This is a genomic window from Methylosinus sp. shoA, assembly GCF_059718125.1.
The window spans coordinates 272,299-292,522 of record NZ_AP046091.1 but is presented as its reverse complement, the minus strand read 5'-3'; the positions used below and the strand labels follow the sequence as shown (position 1 = coordinate 292,522).

Genomic DNA, 20,224 nt, shown 5'->3' with positions numbered 1-20,224 from the left:
CGACAAGCTGTCGAGCGTTCAGCAATAGCCTTTCATCACGTGTTCGATCTGCTTGATCACCTCCGCTCCATATAGGCTATTCTTATGAAAGCCGTCCCGCTGGCTATACCTGTCCGGAATCGAATAGGGCGTCTCACCGGGAAGGGCAGGATAGCCGAGCAGTATCGGACAGGGGGAAATTTTGTCGAACAACTGCTTGGTCGCTTTGTCATGCATTGCGATGAACGCAGCCAAGATATGCGGCGCGTCATTGCCGTAGCGAGAAACGATCAGCCAGTCGAGATTAGTTTGAAATAGACTTCGAGCGGGTTTCGGCTTTGGCTGGACAATAATGGGTCCAGAAAAAACGCGAGCAATATCCTGGATCGTCAAAAGAGGCGGGAACGAAGACAAGCGGTCCAGAAAAATCTCCGACATAACGGCTCGAGAAACGAGCGGCACATCGGCTCCATCCTCGGGACGCCAGTCCACGCATCTCGCTTCGGCAAGCGGATGTGTCTTGTCGCGGATATTTTTCACGACGTGGGGCAGACCCCAGGCGCTGACGACGATGGCGTCGAAGGCTGCAAGGTCAATCCCTAGACGTGCGGCGTCTTGAATGTCGGTATGAACATTCTCGGGCCGCTTGGCGAACAGTCTCCCGTCATTCAAGAGCAAGCTCGGATGCAGGCTGCCGTGCAATGCGAAAAATGAAAAACAGAGTTCAGGGTCGCGAGAAACGCGTGAATCGCGACCTGCCGCCAGACGCAAAGCCGCCGAATGGGAGTTCCCGATAACGCAGATACGCTTCATTTCGACCCGAATGCGTCCAGGAGCGCCTCTTCGCACTCGACTTCCTTTTCCTCGTGCTGTTTGCGGACAGGGGGGTTGCGTTTTTTGCTCGGTGTGTGGACCGCTTTATTCTGATTGGATTTTCCGAAAAAATGCGACATCACGAACTCGACGCCCTTCACCGAGACTTCCCGGTTGTTCGGCTTGTAGAACATCCCCCTGAACACAGGGGCCGTGATGATTTCATAAGAAGGAAAATAATCGACATATTCCAGATCATGGGCGAGGTCTCCAGCGACGGCGCGCAGGACCGACTTCGAATAGGTCGTGGCGGACAGAACATGATTTCCGCTCGCAGTGGCCGTCAGAGGCACGGGCGACACCGTCAGGAGAAAGCGCAGGTTCGGATTGAACCAATGCGCCGCCTTCATCACCCCGAGCATGTCTTCGTAGATCGAATTATAGCGATAGTTGCAGAAGAGGTGGGCCGTCTCGTCGAACGAGCCCGCGAGCGTCCCGGGACACATGGGATAGACCACTTCGGTCTTTCTATTCACCCATCCTTCGGTCAATCCGAAAGTGAACACGAATATGGTCGCGGATTTGAAGGTGCGACGGATGGCCGCCAGCGTCACGTCACGGGCGGCAAACATCTCTTCGGCGGACTCGAATCCTTCCGGTTCGATCGCGGGACGGAATGGATCGTAGACGCGTCCATTGCTCTCCCACGCCTCTCGCGACTGCGGCCGAATTTCGAACGCCCATTCGGTCCATTGGCGAAGCAGCGCCGCCGTATAGATATTGCCGGTGCGAAAGGAGAATACTCCATAGCCGTATTTTCGCGCCACGGACTCGGGCAATCCCTGTGGCGCAGGCTCGGCGTTCATCCAAAAAAAGCCGTTCGCCTGAAGGGCTCTACCAATATGCTGAGCGAAGCATGAGCCCGCAGTCGCAATCCTGTCGTCAGGGGACAGCGACCAGTTGGCCGGCCCGAGACCTTCGATCTCGAGGGGATTCCGACCTCCGACGGCGGGCTGCCAGAACGCCTCTCCATCGCGAGGCAGTCGATTGTATGGGTGTGACATCCGAAATCTGGCGACCCGCTCGTTATAGAGAACGTGAGTATACCTCCCTCGCCAGCGCCTCGCAATAGCGAGCCGCGGATCGTAAGCCGCAGATCGCGCGAAACATTCGGATGAAGAAAGAGGCGTCGAACCGCTCGATGTCCTTTGACTCGGACGGGAGAACGCCTACGTCTCGTGCGAACGCTGTTCGCGGGCGGACGCGCGGAGCGCGCCCGGCCGCGTCTTTTCGCCGGATCGAGAAATCTGCTCGAAAATTCAAATCGGTTGTGGTGCGAAGCGTCGCGACGCTTCGAGTTTCATCCGAATGCTTCGACCGACACAACGATGCAGATCGATCCGATGCCGCTTCAGAACCGCCGAAAACGAATTGAAAATCACGCTCGTTGTTTCGGCTTGTAATTCGCCTCCACCACGGCCTCTGAAACGAAGACGAAATTAGCTCGCCGCATATAGGGGCGGCCAGAGAAGACCGCCTCACTCGCCATCTCATAAATGTGAAACACACTATAGCCGAGCGATTCGAGTAAAGACTTCATTTTTTCTATCGGAACATGGCGCCTGTTACGAATATTCATCGACGCCTCTACCTCGACCAGACCTATCGCGCTGACAGACAACATACTGACAAAGCCGAGAAGGACGTCCATGTCGAGGCCCTCCGTATCGATCTTGAGATAGTCGATACGCTCGATTTTGTTTTGGCTGCAAAATTGATCGCCGGTCAAAATTTCGACCGTCTCCACGGAGAGATCGGCAGACTTGCCCGATTCTGCGATGCTATTGTGAAGCGCGCCCGGCGCATTTGTGATCTGCACACGTCCCCCACGCTTGCCCAATGCGAGATTGTGCATGCGGATGGAGGGGACGTCGCCGACATTCTCCCTCATCATTTCGAACGTCGATCGCACGGGCTCGAACGAATAAATCGTCGCATCTGGAAATTCCTCGTGCATCTCATATGCGGACTGCCCGATGTTTGCGCCGACGTCGAAAATGACCTCGATCGGCGTCGCGCCGAGATGCTTCCGCACGAGCGGAATCAAAGGGCGAGATGTCTGGTAGTCGGGCTTGCGCAGCTTCTTCATGTCATACCCTCGAGACGCGACCAGAATTCGATTTACGACGTCTGGCCGGAGCTATCGGCAGGATCGTCCAGATACAATGATTGCATCTTCTGCATCTGAGACCAGTGGCGCGCCCCCGACTGATAAGATGCAGAGACTCGCACCATGTAATCGGACCATGCTTGATCCTTGGTGAGGAATCGGTGCGGCGGAACGCGTCCCGAATTCTTTGCGCGGACGAACAAACGGTTCATCAGCACGAGGCCGGTCACGGTAGATAGACTGCCGGTCATGCGACGATCGATGCCTGCGAGCCCCTCCTTCAGACATTCGAGCAGGAACGGATGGCCGGCGCGGGCGCCGATGAAGGAATTGGTGAGATAGCCCGGCGGGCGCGCATCGGCCAATGGTTGATGCTCGACGAGCACGAGTTCCTCGTCGACGAGCTCCTTCAGAAATGGCCGGTTCACAAAATTCTTCAGGTCGCTCCAAAAGCCGCCGAAGCGATAGAGCAGGACGAGGCGAATGAGATTCGACTGCATGGTCGGAAAACGACAAACGCGGATCGCCTCGAGCACGTCATATCCTTCGAAATCGGCGAGAATGCTCTCCAGATCTCGGATGCGCCAGAGGCGAACGTCGAGATCCGGATGGTGCTTGATCCAGGTCGAGATGTTGCGTTGCACATCCTTGGGCGCGGCGTCGCCGCTCTCCTCGCCGGGCGGCTCGATCCATAATTGGTGGACGATGTAGGGAATCATGAGGCTCTCGCCACGACTAGAGGATCCGCATCGAAGGCGCGCGCTGCGACATCGTTCAGGATTTTTTCGGCGCGAATCTTTGCCGCCGCGTGACCGAAGCGCCGCGCCAGTTTCGCCGAGCTGCTCGTCGCGTCTATAAACACGAGCTCCTCGCCGCGTTCATCGACGAGTCGTGTTCGGACCCGGCTCCCGCACGCCGAAGCCAATGCCGTGCGAAACATGAGCTACGGACCTTCGCCCGGGCTCTTCCGTCCAGGCGCATCTTTTCGTTTTTCCATGACGCCTTCGACCTCGGATCAGCGCCGGACAGCGATGACCACCATCGAGCGATAATAGATATCGATGGCCAAAGCAACCCGGTCCACGTTGACCGACAATCCGCGTGACCGAAGTTGTTGTAGAAAGTCGCCGCCGGGCTCTCGATAGACGGCGAGTTTCCGCCCTTTGCCGAGGGGTGCGAAAGCCGGAGGAGCGCGTTCTATGAGCTCGCCGTCTCGAAACTCGATCAACGTCTTGGTTGTCGAGGGGAACGGCCAGAGGAAACGATCCTGGAAAATCAGTGTGGATCGCTTTCGAGAAATTCGCGCCATCTCGTCCAGGAACCAATCGAAGTCCGGCACGAAGCGCAATACGTCGCGAACGAGCACGATGTCCGCGGAAGCGGAGTCCGTCGTCTCCAATCGATCGGCGAATCGAATCCAAAAGTCCAATTCGGATTTCGTCTCGCGTTCGGGAAATAACGGCGTGCTTCTATAGCCTGCAATACCGCTCAACACATTCTTGAGAGTCCGATCGCCGGTGAAATCCAAAATCGCATGACCGGCGCCGCGCCCGCTCCTGACGCACCGGGTCAGTGTTTCGCTGACCCCGCCATCGATCAGCCTCGACATCACGGCAGCGAGTTCATTGCTGCGAAACGAGGCCTTGCATCGAGGGCAACCGAGGTCCTCGGCGTTCGCGTCGCACTGGGCTCCGCACAGCTGACATGAAAACCCGAGCGCCTCGAGGTTTGCGGCGTCCAACATCCTGTTCATCCCTCTGGAGCGAGCTTCATCGCGACGACCGCCGGGAAACGGCCGAGCGAACTGATCATGCGGTGGCTGTCGTAGAAATATGCCTGCATTCCCGCGCTCTCGTGCCACTCCAGAATGTCGGCCCCGAAATCGGTGAATGTGAGCAGAGGCTCGCCCTGCGCGGTGCGGTGATATTTCGGCTCCAGCAAATGTTCGACGCGCCCCTCTACGATTTTTGCGCGAGCCGAGGAGGCCGGCGGGATCGGCCAGTGGATCGGGATGGTGAAAATATGCGCCCCGCCGGGGCGCAGAACCCTGGCGATCTCCGTAATCGCCTTTCGCGGGTCCGGCACATGTTTCATCAGATCGCTGGTCAAGACGAGATCGAGGCTCTCCTCCTCGAACGTCCTGCGCTCGAGATCCTGGCGCGCCACGCCGTCCTGCGCTTCGTTGACCGGAAGGTCCCCGAAGAGATACGCCTGTTGATAATTCGGCAAGTTTTTGAACCGCCGTGCGAAAGGTCCGTGGTTTCCCTGCTCGACGATCGTGAGATTCTTGAACAGATCGCTGCGCAGGAAACGGTCGATGAAGAAATCCGTTCCGTCGGCGAAATGCGAAAGAATTGCGGCGGCCTGATTGCGAAATCGCAATGATGCGTTGCACGAGGGACAGGCGAAATGATCCCTCGCCTGGCGAAGATTGTCTCCCTCGAAACGGCCCTTGTGACCGCAGAGGTTGCAAATGCCCTCGTAATAGTAGCGCTTGGACGTCATTCCGCGAGAGTCTCCGTGTTCGACCAATGCCCGTATAGGTCAGCTGCCGAACCCCATATCCCTTAGTATCGGTTCCAGTCGGCTTCGCCAAGAGACGCTCTCGATGATTTCGTTCCGCGGGGCCGCGTCGATCTTCGGCCCGCCGCCGCCGAGAGCGACGGCGAGCTTTTCCAGGAAATCCTCATGTCCATCGGCGACGATGCTGTAGGGCGCGATTTCGTCGATATTCGCCACGGCTGTCGTGATGATCGGAACGCCGAGGCAGAAATACAGGTACAATTTGAGCGGGTTCATATTATTGCTGACCTCGTTGGCCACATGCGGCATCATGGCCATGTCGAAATGGCGTATGAACCGCACGGCTTCGTCATACGGGCGGACGCCGAGGAAATGGACGTTTCGACACTCGTCGAGCAACCTCGCCTTGGGGAAGTTGTGCGCTGAACCGATGAGAACGACGCTCTTGTCCGGATTGGCGTCGGCCACCTTCTTGATCAGGTCGATGTCGACGCGGTCACGCAGATTGCCGACATATCCGATGATCGGACGCGGGAGAGCGCGCAACGCCGCCGGCATCGGCCAGCTCTCGGCGTTTTCGAAAGTCTCGGCGCCATTGGGCACGATGCGGATATCGCTGCGCAGGGCCGAGAATCCCGCTTGAACCGGCGCGCAATTGCAGTAGACGAGATCCGCCCGCGACAGCGCCTCTTCATATGCGGATTGAAGCCGAGTGACGTATTTTTCGTGTCTGGAAGACACTCTCTGGTCGTCGATGATATCCGCGACGATCAACCCCGGGTTTACGACGTCGATGACCGTAGACAGGTCGAAAACGACGGGACAAACCCAAAGGATCGGATCGAAGCCGATCTCAGCCTCCTCCATGGCGGCGGCAATGAAAGCCGGATAGTCGTCTTTCTCGGGCAATTTGACGCCGAGCACCTCGCTCACTTGGTCCGACCGATAGATGAATGTCCGTTGCGATTTGTCGAGCGTGAGAAAGCGCTGGATCGTGTTCAACGCCACCAGATTGCCCTGGTCGGCGACCGCATGGCCGTTCTTTTGAATCTGCCTGTGCAGGTCCGAGCCGCTCATGGGCGCGTCGAGGTGAAGAACATTTCTGATATGGCCCGACTCCCGCAGATATTTGAGCATCATGTCGGAGCGGCGCCCGTAGATGCCGGAGTCGTTCTGCTTCCATAGGAACACGAGATCCCGCGGCCGCTTTTCCTGTGTGAAGCGAGCGATGCGCGCCGTTCTGCGCGCCGCTTCGTCGAAGCGTCTCAGACTTACGCCCGTCCGGCGCTCGATGAATTCGAGAACCTCGTCGAACGGGCGCGTGTCCGGCTTCGCCTCGGCGGCGATGTCGATCGCCGACTGGATCCGGGCGGAGTTGATCGCATAGGTGAATTCGGAGAGGTAGAGGTCGCGGGACGCTTCGATCAATCGAGCCGGCGGCGGCGCCTCCGAAAATTCGCGCAGAGCGGCGACCAGATCGTCGCTCGACGCGACAGAGCGTATCGAGCCTGTCGCGAGGAGATCCTCGACAGGGGGCACGGGCGTCGCGAGGACGGGCACGCCCATCGCCAGCGCGTCGGTGAGCTTCGCAGGGATTTGAAACTCCGCGACCGCCGAGTCGGGATCCTGGAGAATCGGCACGAGATCGGCCATGGCGACCAGTTTGGGCAGATCGGTCCAGGGCTGATCCGGGTGCAGCGAAATTCGCGCCTTCTTATAGGAAGCGAAGCGATCGGAGATGCGCCTGTCGGTGATCGTTCCGATGACGCAGAGTTTCAAATGGGGCGCGTCGATGCGCTCCAGCGCATCGGCGATGGCGAAGACGCCCTTGTGCGCGCGCGGCGTGCCGAGGAAGAGAATGACCCGGTCTTCCGGCCCGAAACCGAAAGCCGCACGCGTCGCCGCGCGATCGTAGAGCGCCGGATCGAAGAGCGCCTCGTCGCGGCCGTGGCGGACCATGGGGCCGCCGAACTTGCGCTGCAAGGCGACATTGGAGACCGTCACCGCGTCGGCGGAGCCGATCAGGGTCTCGCACAGCCGCGTCCACAGTTCCGAATGCGGCGTGTCGACCGATTCGTCGTCCTCTCGAGCAAGGACGGAGAACGATTCGAAATCGATCGGCGTGTGGTTGGGAAAGAAGGACAGCTCATGATCGTCGACGTCGACGATCATGGGACAACCGCACGCGAGCTTGATCAAGGCGCCGAGCAGGAGACTGGGCAGTCTCGGCTTGCTCACGTAAACGAAATCGTAACGCGCCGAATTGGCGAACTGCTTCGCCTGCTCCACCAGATCGCGAAGACGCTCGGCCTTGAAGGTGCGGATCGACATCGACGAATTGGCGATCGGCCCCCACACTTTTCCGCCGTAGCGCGGAAACAGCGGACCGATCAATTCGACATTGTAGCGGCTGGCGAGCATGTCGGCGAGAAGATAAGCGCGCCCCGCCGGGTTGTGACCCATGTCCCAGGCGATCACGGCGACGTTCTTCCTGCCCGGATGCGCCTGTTCTCGACGACCGGCCGGCCCTCGGCTCCTCTCCGCGCTCTTGAGACGCTCGGCCCGCCGCCGAAAGACCATGGGCAATTTGCGTTTTTCGGCCGGACGCTCTTCCGCCGGCTTCGGCGCCGCCGCCACGGCGTCGGGGCTCGTCGCCGCGACGGTCATAGGGCTATTGCGCAAATGGACCTTTTGCGGTCCTGCGACGACCGAGACGACGAGGCTCGCGGCTCCGACGAGATCGGAGGGCAGCGGAGCCTCGAATGCGAAAGCGGATCGGCCGCGTACGTCGGATCGCCGGTCGGCGGCGACGAAATGGCCCAACGGACGCCCATTCGCCTCGATATCCACCTCGACGGGCCGGTCGGGCAGCCATCGCCAGGCGACCCAGCCGCGAACGACATCGGAGACGCTCTCGATTTCACCATCGATCGCGTTGCCGAGCGACACGCGCAGGTTCGAAACGACGTCGCCGCCATAGACGAGGCTGATCGTCGGCGGCGAAGAGAGGAATTCCAATTGCGGATCGTGCTCGGCCAGCGTTTTCGCGAGCTCTTCGAGCCCGATCTCGAATCCGGCGCGGTTGCTGTCATAAAACAAGAATTTCAGATCCGGGCGGGGCAGCGTCGGCTCGATTCGCATCAGTTCGACATCGCCGCGCTTCAATACGGCCGGACGCTTGTCCTTGACGTTCTGATCGCTCAACCAGCCGAACAGCACCCCCTTCGCATTGACGCCTTCGAGGCGTCCGCGCGCGAAATCCGGCTTCGTCCGGATATTCGTGTCCGGACGAAACTCGGCGCCGCCGCCATCCACGGAAACGACGAGCCTGCCCGGGTCGATATCGGCGAGCCTGACATAAGCCGCGAAAGCACAATTGCCGTCGCCCTTCTTCGCTTTGATCAAGTCGTCCCTGACAGATCGCACCAATCGACAGTCGATCCGTTTTTGATCGTAATAAATGTCGAATTTCGAGGGAAACGCGCCGCTTTTCCGATCGAGCGCCCAGCCGATGACGACCGACAGCTCCCTTCCTATGACGAGCTCCTCGATACGGCCCTCATAGGCGTGACCCGGCCGCGTCGATGAAACGACCGCCGCGTCCTCGGAGCGGCCGGCCGCGACGCTCTCTTCGTTTCTGGTCGTGACGAAATGATAGAACGGACTCACATTCGCGGCGGCGATGTGCGGATGCGCGTTCAAATAATCCGCCGTCGAGAAGACGCGATTCGGCTCGAAGCCCCTACGCCAGCCGATCGTGAGATAGTGGTCCAGCGCGGAGTCGATCGGCACGGAATATCGCTGGCTGTAGAAGCTCCGATCGAACTCGGGCTCGATCACGCGGCGTTGCACGTCGACCAGGTCCTGCTCCGATTCCGGGAATTTGCGCAGGCTCGCGTCGTTCTTATGCTGCGAATAATGCCGCAGGGGATTTTCCGACAGTCGACCACCGAGGTTGTGGTCCTTGTAGAAAAGCGTATGAAACGAAGAGGAGGGATTGCGGCCCTCGCGCCATCCATGATTCACGAAATGGAAATAAGGATCAATGCCGGCCTTCTTGACATCAGGGTATGTATTCAGATAGTATTTTTGGTCGAAATGAGTTCTTTCATCACGGCGCGACTGGAGAATTCGCGAAAAAATTCGGAACACTGCTCGATCCCCTCGTTTCTTGCCTGTGACGCTCGGAACTCCAGAGCGGGACATCAGAACAGTTCGACGCTTTGGGAGAGACTCCACCCTCTGCGAAACTGCAGCGATCGACATGTTCGTGAAAGGTGAGAAGCTCCAGATCGGGCCTCGCTCGATCCCAGCAAGTCCGAGGCGCCGCGGTCCGGATTTCGTGCACGCGAAGAGTCCATGCAGCATTCGATAGCACAGACAACGCTTTGCCGGCAATTCCCAGCGAGCGGTTTCGGCGTCGTGAATGCGGAATGGATTTTCCCGTGGCGGCGGGCGTGGTTTGTCGGTGCGAATCAGCGCCTTCGACGAGGCGGCGGCGGCGCCCGACGCATTGGACGACGCTCGGGGCGCGCATGCGTCGGCGGCCGCCGCGGCGATCGAAACGGGGGCGATGCGCCACGGCAATCCGACATTCATAGCGCCCGATGGCCCCGGGACCCGTTCGTGTCGCAACGGGCGCGTTCGGTCGGGAGCCGACGAAGGCTGCATCGTCGTCGATATGAAGCGGCCGCACGCCGAACTCGGCGAGCCGATGGCGGAGGAGGGGTTTGGTCCGGCCGCATGGTCGCTCCTGCGATCTCCTCGCAGGAGCGACGCGATCCGCGACTGTCGGCGCATACTGGACATCGAAGGCGCGACCGTCTATCGACGCCGTGGGAGTCGGGACGATCGTCGCCGCGCGCTCCCGGCTGTTGACACCGCCAAACGGCTGGCCTAGCTTCGACTGAGCAGAATGACAAGCGACAGACATGCGCTTTCGCAGCCGAGGCCTCCTCTTGAAATCTGCGCTCCCGTTCTTGAGGGTCGCCGTGTCATTTAGACTGCGCCGGACGCAGGAGTCCTAATTCGAGGCTTGGGATGTGGAAGGATTGAGATGCGAGTACTGGTCACCGGCGGCGCGGGGTTCATAGGATCGGCCGTTTCCCGGCGTATCATCGAAGCGACTCCTCATCATCTTCTCGTCTTCGACAAGCTCACTTATGCGGGTAATCTCGACTCGCTCGCGCCGGTCGCCAAAGACCCGCGCTACGTCTTCCGCAAGGCCGACATCTGCGATCGCGAGGCGGTCGCCGCGACACTGCGGGAGTTTCGGCCCGACATCGTGATGCATTTGGCCGCCGAGAGCCATGTCGATCGCTCGATCGACGGTCCCGCGGCCTTCATCCAGACCAATGTCGTCGGCACGTTCACCATGCTGGACGCCGCGCTCGAATATTGGCGCGGGCTCGACGCAGAGCGCGCAGCGGCGTTCCGCTTCCTGCACATCTCGACCGACGAAGTGTTCGGCGCGCTCGGCGCGACGGGACTGTTCCGCGAGGACACGCCCTATTCGCCCAACTCGCCTTATTCGGCGTCCAAGGCCGGCTCCGACCATCTCGCGCGCGCCTGGCGCGAGACCTACGGCCTGCCGACCATCGTCACCAATTGCTCGAACAATTACGGGCCCTATCACTTCCCCGAGAAGCTGATCCCCCTGATGATCCTCAATGCGCTCGAGGGCCGGCCCCTGCCGGTCTACGGGCGCGGGGAGAATGTCCGCGACTGGTTGTTCGTCGACGATCATGCGGCGGCCCTGCTGCTCGTCGCGACGCGGGGCGCCGTCGGCGAGACCTACAATATCGGCGGACGCTCGGAGATGCGCAACATCGACGTGGTCACGACGATCTGCGAGATCCTCGACGAGATACGCCCTCGCGCCGCGGGCCCCTATCGCGAGCTCATCAGCTATGTGGCGGATCGGCCGGGCCATGATCTGCGCTATGCGATCGACTGCTCCAAGATCGAGCGGGAACTCGGTTGGCGTGCGTCGGAGACCTTCGAGACCGGCATTCGCAAGACGATCCGCTGGTATCTCGACAATGAGGACTGGTGGCAGGCGATCCGCTCAGGAAAATACCGTGGCGAGCGGCTCGGCCAGTTCCCGGCGGCGGCGGAGGCCCCTGCGCCGGCGGAGCGGCTGTCGAATATGGCCGTCGTGGCCGGAGAGTGAAGGAATGATCGTCGAAGACACGGCGCTGACGGGCGTCAAGATCGTCACGCCCAGAAAATTCGGAGACGAGCGCGGCTTCTTCTCCGAGACGCATAATCAGAGCAAATGGGAGGCGCAGGGCCTGCACTATCGATTCGTGCAGGACAATCACTCGCTCTCGCGCGAGGTCGGCGTGATCCGCGGCCTGCACTTCCAGACAGCGCCTTTCGCGCAGGACAAGCTCGTGCGCGTGACGCGGGGCCGCATTCTCGACGTCGCCGTCGACATCCGCCGCTCGTCTCCGACCTTCGGACGCCATGTGGCGGTGGAGCTCTCCGCCGAAAATTGGCGCCAGCTTCTCGTGCCGATCGGCTTCGCGCACGCCTTCTGCACCTTGGAGTCGGACACGGAAGTCTTCTACAAGGTGACGAATTTCTATTCCGGCGCCAATGACCGCGGGCTCGCTTTCGACGACCCCGATCTCGGCATCGAATGGCCGGTCGCGCCCGAGCGCGCCATCCTCTCCGACAAGGATCGCCGCTGGCCGCGCCTGCGCGACCTCGCGGAGACTTTCGACTGATGGCCGCCATGCGCATCGCCGTCACCGGAGCGCAGGGCCAGGTCGTCACCTCTCTGCTGGAGCGCGCGTCCGGCGCGGCGGAGATCGTGGCGCTCGGTCGCCCTGAGCTCGATCTCATGGACCGTGACAGCATTTTCTCGGCGCTGCGTGCGTCCGGCTGCGACGCGATCGTCAACGCCGCCGCTTACACGGCCGTCGACAAATCCGAGCAGGAGCCGGAGATCGCCCTGCGCGTCAATGGCGAGGGCGCCGGCTTTGTCGCGGAGGCGGCGACGGAGCTCGGCGTTCCGCTGGTGCAGATCTCGACCGATTATGTATTCGACGGCAGCGTCGCGCGCCCCTATCGCGAAGAGGATCCGACCGCGCCGCTCGGCGCCTATGGCCGCTCCAAGCTCGAAGGCGAGACGCGCGTTCTCGCCGCCTGCCCGAGCGCGACGATCCTGCGCACGGCTTGGGTCTACAGCCCCTTCGGCGCGAATTTCGTGCGCACCATGCTGCGGCTCGGCGAGACGCGCGAAGAGGTCGGCGTCGTCGCCGATCAGCTCGGCAATCCGACCAGCGCGCTCGACATCGCCGACGCCACGCTCGCCGTCGTCGCACGGCTCACGCATGACGCTGATCCGGCGCTGCGCGGCGTGTTCCACATGACCGGCTCCGGCGAAGCGAGCTGGGCGGATGTCGCCGAGGCGATCTTCGCGCGCGCCGCCGAGCATGGCCGCGCGCCGGTGCGCGTGCGCCGCATCACGACGGCCGATTATCCGACGCCGGCGAAGCGCCCGGCGAACTCCCGCCTCGACAACAGCAAGCTGGCGCGGCTCTATGGCGTCGCGCTTCCCGATTGGCGGGCCTCTCTCGCCGCCTGCGTCGACCGCCTGCTGGCGGCGCCGTCTCCCCGAGGAGCCTGACATGCGCGGTATCGTTCTCGCCGGCGGCAGCGGCACGCGTCTCCATCCGGTGACGCTCGCGACCTCCAAGCAATTGCTGCCGGTCTACGACAAGCCGATGATCTATTACCCGTTGAGCACGCTGATGCTCGCGGGCGTGCGGGAAATCCTGCTCATCACGACGCCGGACGACATGCCGGCGTTCAAGAAGCTGCTCGGAACCGGCGAGCAATGGGGCATCTCGCTCTCCTATGCCGTGCAGCCGAGCCCGGACGGACTCGCGCAAGCCTTCATCATCGGGGCGAGCTTCGTCGAAGGGCGCAACTCCGTGCTCGTGCTCGGCGACAACATCTTCTACGGCCATGGGCTCATCCACGCGCTGACGGATGCGAAGGGCGACGGGAACGGCGCGACCGTCTTCGCCTATCACGTCAGCGATCCCGAGCGTTACGGCGTCGTCGAGTTCGACGCGCAGGGACGCGCTCTCTCCCTCGAGGAGAAGCCGACGGCGCCCAAGTCCAATTGGGCGGTGACTGGCCTCTATTTCTACGACGAGCGCGCGCCGCGCTTCGCCGCCGAACTGAAGCCCTCGCCGCGCGGCGAGCTCGAGATCACCGATCTCAACAATGTCTATCTCTCGCTCGGCGCGCTGAACGTGCAGCGGCTCGGGCGCGGCTTCGCCTGGCTCGACACGGGAACGCCGGCCTCGCTGATCGAGGCCGCCGAATATGTGCGCGCCATCGAGTTGCGGCAGGGACAGCGCGTCGCCTGTCTCGAGGAGATCGCCTTTCATCAAGGCTGGATCGACGCGGCCGCGCTGCGCGCCGCCGCGCAGAAGTTCGCCAAGAGCCAATATGGCGCCTATCTGCTGCAGGTCTTGAGCGAGAGATGACGGGCTGAGCGCGGCAGGCGTTCTCGATGCCGAACCTCGGACCGCGCGTCTTCGCCTCGATCGCCTTGCGCGGCATTGTCCCGGGAAGCGTGAGCCGCGGTCTCGCCGCTGGCGGACGACGCGAGACCGCGAGCATTCCGCTCCATTTCTAGGCGCCCGGCGCCCAGGCTCTCGCATGCGCCGGAGAGCGCGCCGCCGCGCAGTCGCGTCGTCTCCTTGTTTTCGAAGCCGATCCGCTCTGCTCGCGCTTATGGCGTGATCTTTGCTACGACGCTCTCATCCAAAGGCGCATTTCGCGCCCGCCCGGCCCAACGAGGGGCCTTTCGCAACGCCGCTGATCTGGATGGCGCAGTCCGCGCCCCTCCAGGCAGCGGCTTTTTTTGTTTTCCGAGCCCCGATCACAGGGCCTCGCAAACGAGCGTCGAGAAGAATGAACAAGCCGAGGACCCCGAAACGCCTCATCCGAAATCCGTCGATCTGCGCCTTCTTGGCGTTCTCCGTCGGCGCCGCCCGCGCGGCCGACGCGACATCCGCGAGCCTCGAGCCTGCGCCGCCGCCTGCGCCGCTCGGCGTGTTCGGAGCGGACATGCCGCCGGCCGGCAAGCTCGTTCTGTCCATCATCCCGCAATTCGCCAACGCCTCGACGCTGCTCAAAGGAACGCGCGCCGTCTCGCCCGAAGAGGTGGTGACGACGACGCCCTGGCATCTCGATCGCACGAAGAAATTGCGCGGTGTGCCGCAGAATGCGTTCATCGCTGCACAAACGGTCGCGCTCGCCTATGGCGTCACGGCGGAGCTCGCCTTGGTGGCGACGATCGGCATGGTCGAGAAGAATCTCGACTTTCTGACCTTCAATGGACCGAGCGGAGCGATCCGTCTCGGTCCGAGCGACACGGGAACGGGCAGCCTCTCCGACGCGACCCTCTCGGCGATCTATCGCCTCTATTCGGACGGCGTCCATCGCATACAGGTCAATCTCGGAATGTCCTTTCCGAGCGGGAGCAATCACAACAGCTTCACCTTGCTGCAAGCGGATGGGACCTATCTCACGAGCCGGGCCTTCTATGCGATGCAGATCGGCTCCGGCACATTCGACGTCATGCCCGGCGCCGTCTACGCCGGCCATATCGACAAATGGTCGTGGGGCGTCTCCTATCGCGCCCGCCTGCCGCTCGCCGCCAATCCGGAGGGCTATCTCTACGGCGATCTGCACACATTCGACGGATGGGGCGGCTATACATGGATTCCCGGCCTCACCACCACCTTGCGCGTGAACGCCTCTCTGCAAGGGCCGATTCGCGGATATGATCCGCTCATCGCTGGCAAGGCGCCGGCCGCCAATCCGGAATTCTACGGCGGTCAGCGCGTCGAGATCTTCGGCGGCGCGACGATCAGCGGGAAATTCGTCGGTCTCGACAATGTGAGCGTCGCGATCGAGGGCGGCCCGGCCGTCTATCAGAATCTCAATGGTCCGCAATTATCGAAGAACTGGCAGGCTGGCATGGCGCTGCGCTTCAAGATATAGCGGCCGTGGCGCCGCGAGCGCGACCCGCTCGCGGCTGAGCCGACCGTGAACGCCGCCGCAGAATCGGACGCCTCGCAATTGAAGATCGTCATCGTCGACGAAAATCCGGTTCGCGCCGTCGTCCTCGACGAAGGATTGCGCGAGGCCGGCTTCACCGATGTCGAGCGCATCGGCGAAACGCATAATCTGCTCAAGCGCATCTATGCGCTCGACCCCGACGTCATTCTCATCGATCTCGAGAATCCGTCGCGCGACACGCTGGAGCAGATGTTCCAGGTGAGCCGCGTCGTGCGCCGGCCCATCGCCATGTTCGTCGACCAGAGCGACACGGCCTCGATCGAAGCCTCGGTCGAGGCCGGCGTCTCCGCCTATATCGTCGACGGGTTGAAGAAGGAACGCATCAAGCCGATCCTCGAGCTCTGCGTCTCGCGCTTTCGCGCCTTCAGCAAATTGCGCGAGGAGCTGGAGCGCGCCAAGTCCGATCTCGACGAGCGCAAGGCGATCGAACGCGCCAAGGGCATATTGATGAAGGCGAAAAAACTCACGGAGGACGAGGCCTACAAGACGATGCGGAGCGCCGCGATGCGCGAGAACAAGAAGCTCGTCGACATCGCGCGCTCGATCATCACGGCGGCGGAGATATTCAAATGAACGAGGCGGCGCGCGTGAGAATAGGCTTCATCCCCCTCGTCGACGCGGCCGCTCTGCTCGTCGCGGTCGAGAAGGGCTTCACGGCGGCCGAGAGGCTCGACGTCGAGCTCGTGCGCGAGGTCTCCTGGGCGAATATCCGCGACAAGCTCGCCATCGGCCTGTTCGACGCGGCGCACCTTCTCTCGCCGATGGCGGTGGCCTCGAGCCTCGGTCTCGGCCATGTGCGCATGCCGCTCGTCGCGCCACTCGTGATGGCGACGAACGGCAATGCGATCACCGTCTCGCCCTCGCTTCACGCGGAGCTCGCCGCTCGAGGCGAGATCGCGGACCCGGCCGGCAGCGCGCGCGCGCTCGCCGAGGTCGTCGCGCAACGCAAGCGCGAAGGTCTCGAGCCTTTGACCTTCGGCATGACCTTCCCCTTCTCCATGCACAATTATCAGCTGCGCTACTGGCTGGCGGAGGGCGGTCTCGATCCCGACGAGGATGTGCGGCTCGTGGTGCTGCCGCCGCCTTACATGGTCGAAAATCTCGCGCGCGGCCAGCTCGACGGCTTCTGTGTCGGCGCGCCCTGGAGCTCGGTCGCGGTCGAGGCCGGGATCGGAGTCATTCTGCATTTCGGCTGCGATATTTTTCGACGCGCGCCGGAGAAGGTTCTGGCCTTGCGCGAGAGCGCGGCCGAGACGAACGCGGAGATCGCCGCAGCGCTGATCCGCGCCGTCGTCAAAGGCGCGAGACATATCGAAGCAGCGGACGGTCGTGACGAAGCGGCGCAAATATTGGCGCGGCCCGAATACGTCGGCGTCGACGCCGCGATGATCCGCCGCGTGCTGGAAGGCCGGCTGCGCGTCGGCGCGGCCCGCGAACGCGCCGCCGACGATTATCTCGTCGTCGGCGACGCCATGCGGCCGCAGCCTTGGCAGGCCGAATGGATCTACGCGCAAATGCTGCGCTGGGGGCAGACGCGCCACTCGCCGAGCGTCGAAGCGCAGGCGAAAAGCGTGTGGCGTCCCGATTTGTTCGACGCGGCCGTCGGCGGCGCGGCGACGCCGGGCGACATCGGCGCTTTCGCCGGCGCATCGCTCGAAGGGCGCGACATCGCGGATTATCTCGCGAGCTTCGCCATCGGCCGGCGCATCTGATTTCGTCATCATGAGCGCAGCGAAGCGATCCAGAGTCGTGGGGCGACTCCTGGATTGCTTCGTCGCTGCGCTCCTCGCAATGACGGCCCACCGAAGGCGAAGCCTTCAGACGCGCGCTCATTCCTTGCGCGAATGAGCCAGGCGCTGGGCAGAGGCGCCTAGCCGATCGGCGCCAGGAGCGCGACGCATCCCCCGACCAGAAGTCGTCAGATCTCTGGGTTCGCAAGACAATTCGCTCGCCGCGTGATCTGGCCCGAAAGCTGCAACGATAGGCGCGGTCAACGACGACCGCCGGTTCGCCGGAACGAGCCCAGAGCCGGGCTCTGTCACAGAAGCGCCTCCGCCTCATGCGCGACGCTTCGGTCGTCTTGACGTCCCCCACTCCAAAGACGCGATGCGACCTGTGACGGAGCCGACAGGCTGTTCAACAGAGTCGGATCATGGCTGAATTTCAGGACAGGGACAAACTCGTCGTCATCGGCAACGGCATGGCCGCAGGCCGCGTGCTGGAGGAATTGCTCGAGCGCGACGCGGAACGATTTCGGATCGTGACGTTCGGCGCAGAGCCGCGCGTAAACTACAATCGCATCCTGCTCTCGTCGGTGCTCGCCGGCGAGAAAGACTATGAAGAGATCATCATTCATGACGAGGAGTGGTATCGCCGCAATGGCGTGACACTGCACAAGGGCGAGACGGTCGCAGCGATCGATCGCGCCGCCAAGACCGTCACGACCGCCTCGGGCGTGTGCGAATCCTACGACAAGCTGCTGATCGCGACGGGCTCCACGCCTGTCGTGATCCCCATTCCCGGCACAAATCTGCCTGGCGTCGTCGCCTTTCGCGATCTCGACGACGTCGACGCCATGCTGCGGCAGGCGGAAAAGGGCGGGCGCGCCGTGGTGATCGGCGGCGGCCTGCTGGGGCTCGAGGCCGCAGCGGGCCTGCGGGCCAAGGGGCTCGAAGTCACCGTCGTGCATCTCATGCCGACGCTGATGGAGCGCCAGCTCGATCCGTCCGCCGGCTATCTCCTGCAGAAGGCGATCGAGAAGCGCGGCATAGAGGTGCTGACGAGCGCGAAGACCGAAGCGATCCTCGGCGAGACCAAGGTCGAAGGCGTCGCGCTCGCGGGCGAGCGCGTTATCGCTTGCGACATGGTGGTGATGGCGGTCGGCATCAGGCCGAACGCGCGCCTCGCGAGAGCGGCAGGCCTCGCCGTCGAGCGCGGCGTCACGGTCGGCGACGCCATGTCGACCAGCGATCCGGATGTCTTCGCGGTCGGCGAATGCGTCGAGCATCGCGGAATTTGCTACGGGCTCGTCGCGCCGCTGTTCGAAATGGCGAAGGTCGTCGCGGCGCGGCTCTGCGGAGACGAGACGGCCGTCTATCGCGGCTCGGTGACATCGACCAAGCTGAAGGTCTCGGGGATCGACCTCTTCTCGGCCGGCGATTTCGCGCAGGGCGAGGACGACGACGAGATCGTGCTGCGCGATCCCGCGCGCGGCGTCTACAAGCGCATCGTGCTGCGCGACAATCGCGTCAAGGGCGCCGTGCTCTATGGCGATGCCGAGGACGGCGCCTGGCTGTTCGATCTCTTGAAGAAAGAGACGGATATCACGGCCATGCGCGACACGCTGATCTTCGGCGAGGCCTATTCCGGAGGCGCCCAGGCGGACCCTATGGCGGCCGTTGCAGCCTTGCCGGATGATGTGGAAATCTGCGGCTGCAACGGCGTGAGCAAGGGAGCGATCGTCGCGGCGATCGCGCGCGGCGTCTCCTCGCTCGAGGAGGTGAGGATCGAGACCAAGGCCTCCGCATCGTGTGGACAATGCACGTCGAAGGTCGAGACGCTGATCGCCGCGACTCTCGGCGACGCCTATCGCGGCGCGACGCGCAAGCCCATGTGCAAATGCACCGATCTCACGCACGAGGAAGTGCGCGGATTCATCTTCTCCAAGCAGCTGAAGTCCATGCCGGCGGTGATGCAGGAGCTCGGCTGGAAGACGTCCTGCGGCTGTCCCTCCTGCCGGCCGGCGCTCAATTATTATCTGCTCTGCGCTTTTCCGCTCGACTATCGCGACGACGCGCAGTCGCGCTTCGTCAATGAGCGCGTGCACGCCAATATTCAGAAGGACGGAACCTTCTCGGTCGTGCCGCGCATGTGGGGCGGGCTGACGACGCCGGCCGAGCTGCGCGCCATCGCCGATGTCGCGGAGCGCTTCGAGATTCCGACCGTGAAGGTCACGGGCGGCCAGCGCATCGACCTTCTCGGCGTGCGGAAGGAGGATCTTCCCGCCGTCTGGGCGCAGCTCAATGCCGCCGGGCTCGTCTCGGGACACGCCTACGCCAAAGGCCTGCGCACGGTGAAGACTTGCGTCGGCAAGGAATGGTGCCGCTTCGGCACGCAGGACTCGACCGCGCTCGGCGTCAAGCTCGAGCGGCTCCTATGCGGCTCCTGGACGCCGGCGAAAATGAAGCTCGCCGTCTCCGGCTGTCCGCGCAATTGCGCGGAAGCGACGGTGAAGGACATCGGCGTCGTCTGCGTCGAGTCGGGCTATGACATTCACATCGCCGGCGCCGCCGGCCTGCATGTGCGCGCCACCGACCTGCTCGGACATGTCGATACGGAAGAGGAGGCGCTGGAGCATGTCGCCGCGGTGATGCAGCTCTATCGCGAAGAGGCCGCTTATCTCGACCGACTCTACAAATGGGTCGAGAAGACCGGGCTCGAGCGCGTGCGCAAGCTGATCATGGAGGATCATGCGACGCGCAAGGCGCTCTACGAGCGCTTTCTCCTTTCGCAGCGCGCCGTGCGCAAGGACCCCTGGGCCGAGCGTGTCGCGGGGCTCGACGCCAAGGAGTTCGCGCCGATCGCCGTCGTCGCGCCGATCGCCCAGATTGCCGCGGAATGAGGCGCGCC

The 20,224-nt window shown here is 62.6% G+C and carries 15 protein-coding genes; 8 read left to right on the top strand and 7 right to left on the bottom strand.

The genetic code is table 11. The features are described from left to right. Nucleotides 1-18 precede the first annotated feature (18 nt). The 7 genes from AC6IW9_RS01360 to AC6IW9_RS01330 all read right to left on the bottom strand — a co-directional run bounded on the left by AC6IW9_RS01360 (nucleotide 19) and on the right by AC6IW9_RS01330 (nucleotide 9,637). Nucleotides 19-792, bottom strand: a complete 774-nt coding sequence (locus tag AC6IW9_RS01360) for a hypothetical protein (RefSeq protein ID WP_497768192.1) — start codon at nucleotides 790-792, stop codon at nucleotides 19-21. Beyond that, the gene (locus tag AC6IW9_RS01355; protein ID WP_497768188.1) at nucleotides 789-1,856 is read right to left on the bottom strand and encodes a GSCFA domain-containing protein; all 1,068 of its coding nucleotides are present in this window, start codon (nucleotides 1,854-1,856) and stop codon (nucleotides 789-791) included. The genes AC6IW9_RS01360 and AC6IW9_RS01355 overlap by 4 nt, the downstream gene beginning before the upstream one ends. Nucleotides 1,857-2,230: 374 nt before the next feature. Further along, complete coding sequence (locus AC6IW9_RS01350; RefSeq protein WP_497768185.1) at nucleotides 2,231-2,941, bottom strand: FkbM family methyltransferase; 711 nt, start codon at nucleotides 2,939-2,941, stop codon at nucleotides 2,231-2,233. Between the two features lie 32 nt (nucleotides 2,942-2,973). Then, nucleotides 2,974-3,681 (bottom strand): glycosyltransferase family 32 protein, encoded by a 708-nt coding sequence (locus tag AC6IW9_RS01345; protein WP_497768182.1) that lies wholly within the window; start codon nucleotides 3,679-3,681, stop codon nucleotides 2,974-2,976. Nucleotides 3,682-3,977: 296 nt separating this feature from the next. Further along, complete coding sequence (locus tag AC6IW9_RS01340; RefSeq protein ID WP_497768179.1) at nucleotides 3,978-4,706, bottom strand: class I SAM-dependent methyltransferase; 729 nt, start codon at nucleotides 4,704-4,706, stop codon at nucleotides 3,978-3,980. A 5-nt stretch (nucleotides 4,707-4,711) separates the two neighbouring features. Then, nucleotides 4,712-5,467, bottom strand: coding sequence for a methyltransferase domain-containing protein (locus AC6IW9_RS01335; protein ID WP_497768177.1), 756 nt, complete (start codon nucleotides 5,465-5,467; stop codon nucleotides 4,712-4,714). A 39-nt stretch (nucleotides 5,468-5,506) separates the two neighbouring features. Next, the gene (locus AC6IW9_RS01330; RefSeq protein WP_497768176.1) at nucleotides 5,507-9,637 is read right to left on the bottom strand and encodes a glycosyltransferase family 4 protein; all 4,131 of its coding nucleotides are present in this window, start codon (nucleotides 9,635-9,637) and stop codon (nucleotides 5,507-5,509) included. 904 nt (nucleotides 9,638-10,541) lie between these two features. Here AC6IW9_RS01330 and rfbB point away from each other — a divergent pair. The 8 genes from rfbB (at nucleotide 10,542) to nirB (ending at nucleotide 20,216) form a co-directional block, all read left to right on the top strand. Beyond that, nucleotides 10,542-11,657 carry a dTDP-glucose 4,6-dehydratase gene (gene rfbB, locus AC6IW9_RS01325; RefSeq protein ID WP_497768175.1) on the top strand — a complete coding sequence of 372 codons (1,116 nt, stop codon included), beginning with the start codon at nucleotides 10,542-10,544 and terminating at the stop codon, nucleotides 11,655-11,657. A gap of 4 nt (nucleotides 11,658-11,661) precedes the next feature. After that, nucleotides 11,662-12,216: a dTDP-4-dehydrorhamnose 3,5-epimerase gene (rfbC, locus tag AC6IW9_RS01320; protein ID WP_497768174.1), complete on the top strand. Its 555-nt coding sequence runs from the start codon at nucleotides 11,662-11,664 to the stop codon at nucleotides 12,214-12,216. An 8-nt stretch (nucleotides 12,217-12,224) separates the two neighbouring features. Then, nucleotides 12,225-13,121, top strand: coding sequence for a dTDP-4-dehydrorhamnose reductase (rfbD, locus tag AC6IW9_RS01315; protein ID WP_497772371.1), 897 nt, complete (start codon nucleotides 12,225-12,227; stop codon nucleotides 13,119-13,121). 1 nt (nucleotide 13,122) lies between these two features. Then, nucleotides 13,123-13,992: a glucose-1-phosphate thymidylyltransferase RfbA gene (gene rfbA, locus AC6IW9_RS01310; protein WP_497768173.1), complete on the top strand. Its 870-nt coding sequence runs from the start codon at nucleotides 13,123-13,125 to the stop codon at nucleotides 13,990-13,992. Nucleotides 13,993-14,422: 430 nt separating this feature from the next. After that, nucleotides 14,423-15,517, top strand: coding sequence for an alpha-amylase (locus tag AC6IW9_RS01305; protein WP_497768169.1), 1,095 nt, complete (start codon nucleotides 14,423-14,425; stop codon nucleotides 15,515-15,517). 78 nt (nucleotides 15,518-15,595) lie between these two features. Continuing rightward, nucleotides 15,596-16,168, top strand: coding sequence for an ANTAR domain-containing response regulator (locus AC6IW9_RS01300; protein ID WP_497772368.1), 573 nt, complete (start codon nucleotides 15,596-15,598; stop codon nucleotides 16,166-16,168). Beyond that, nucleotides 16,165-17,307 (top strand): CmpA/NrtA family ABC transporter substrate-binding protein, encoded by a 1,143-nt coding sequence (locus AC6IW9_RS01295; protein ID WP_497768166.1) that lies wholly within the window; start codon nucleotides 16,165-16,167, stop codon nucleotides 17,305-17,307. The genes AC6IW9_RS01300 and AC6IW9_RS01295 overlap by 4 nt, the downstream gene beginning before the upstream one ends. Before the next feature lie 440 nt (nucleotides 17,308-17,747). Beyond that, complete coding sequence (nirB, locus tag AC6IW9_RS01290; RefSeq protein WP_497768163.1) at nucleotides 17,748-20,216, top strand: nitrite reductase large subunit NirB; 2,469 nt, start codon at nucleotides 17,748-17,750, stop codon at nucleotides 20,214-20,216. Nucleotides 20,217-20,224 lie beyond the last annotated feature (8 nt).

Coding starts and splice junctions, on each gene's coding strand:
- AC6IW9_RS01360 (WP_497768192.1), bottom strand. CDS start 792: ATGAAGCGTATCTGCGTTATCGGGAACTCCCATTCGGCGGCTTTGCGT.
- AC6IW9_RS01355 (WP_497768188.1), bottom strand. CDS start 1,856: ATGTCACACCCATACAATCGACTGCCTCGCGATGGAGAGGCGTTCTGG.
- AC6IW9_RS01350 (WP_497768185.1), bottom strand. CDS start 2,941: ATGAAGAAGCTGCGCAAGCCCGACTACCAGACATCTCGCCCTTTGATT.
- AC6IW9_RS01345 (WP_497768182.1), bottom strand. CDS start 3,681: ATGATTCCCTACATCGTCCACCAATTATGGATCGAGCCGCCCGGCGAG.
- AC6IW9_RS01340 (WP_497768179.1), bottom strand. CDS start 4,706: ATGTTGGACGCCGCAAACCTCGAGGCGCTCGGGTTTTCATGTCAGCTG.
- AC6IW9_RS01335 (WP_497768177.1), bottom strand. CDS start 5,467: ATGACGTCCAAGCGCTACTATTACGAGGGCATTTGCAACCTCTGCGGT.
- rfbB (WP_497768175.1), top strand. CDS start 10,542: ATGCGAGTACTGGTCACCGGCGGCGCGGGGTTCATAGGATCGGCCGTT.
- rfbC (WP_497768174.1), top strand. CDS start 11,662: ATGATCGTCGAAGACACGGCGCTGACGGGCGTCAAGATCGTCACGCCC.
- rfbD (WP_497772371.1), top strand. CDS start 12,225: ATGCGCATCGCCGTCACCGGAGCGCAGGGCCAGGTCGTCACCTCTCTG.
- rfbA (WP_497768173.1), top strand. CDS start 13,123: ATGCGCGGTATCGTTCTCGCCGGCGGCAGCGGCACGCGTCTCCATCCG.
- AC6IW9_RS01305 (WP_497768169.1), top strand. CDS start 14,423: ATGAACAAGCCGAGGACCCCGAAACGCCTCATCCGAAATCCGTCGATC.
- AC6IW9_RS01295 (WP_497768166.1), top strand. CDS start 16,165: ATGAACGAGGCGGCGCGCGTGAGAATAGGCTTCATCCCCCTCGTCGAC.
- nirB (WP_497768163.1), top strand. CDS start 17,748: ATGGCTGAATTTCAGGACAGGGACAAACTCGTCGTCATCGGCAACGGC.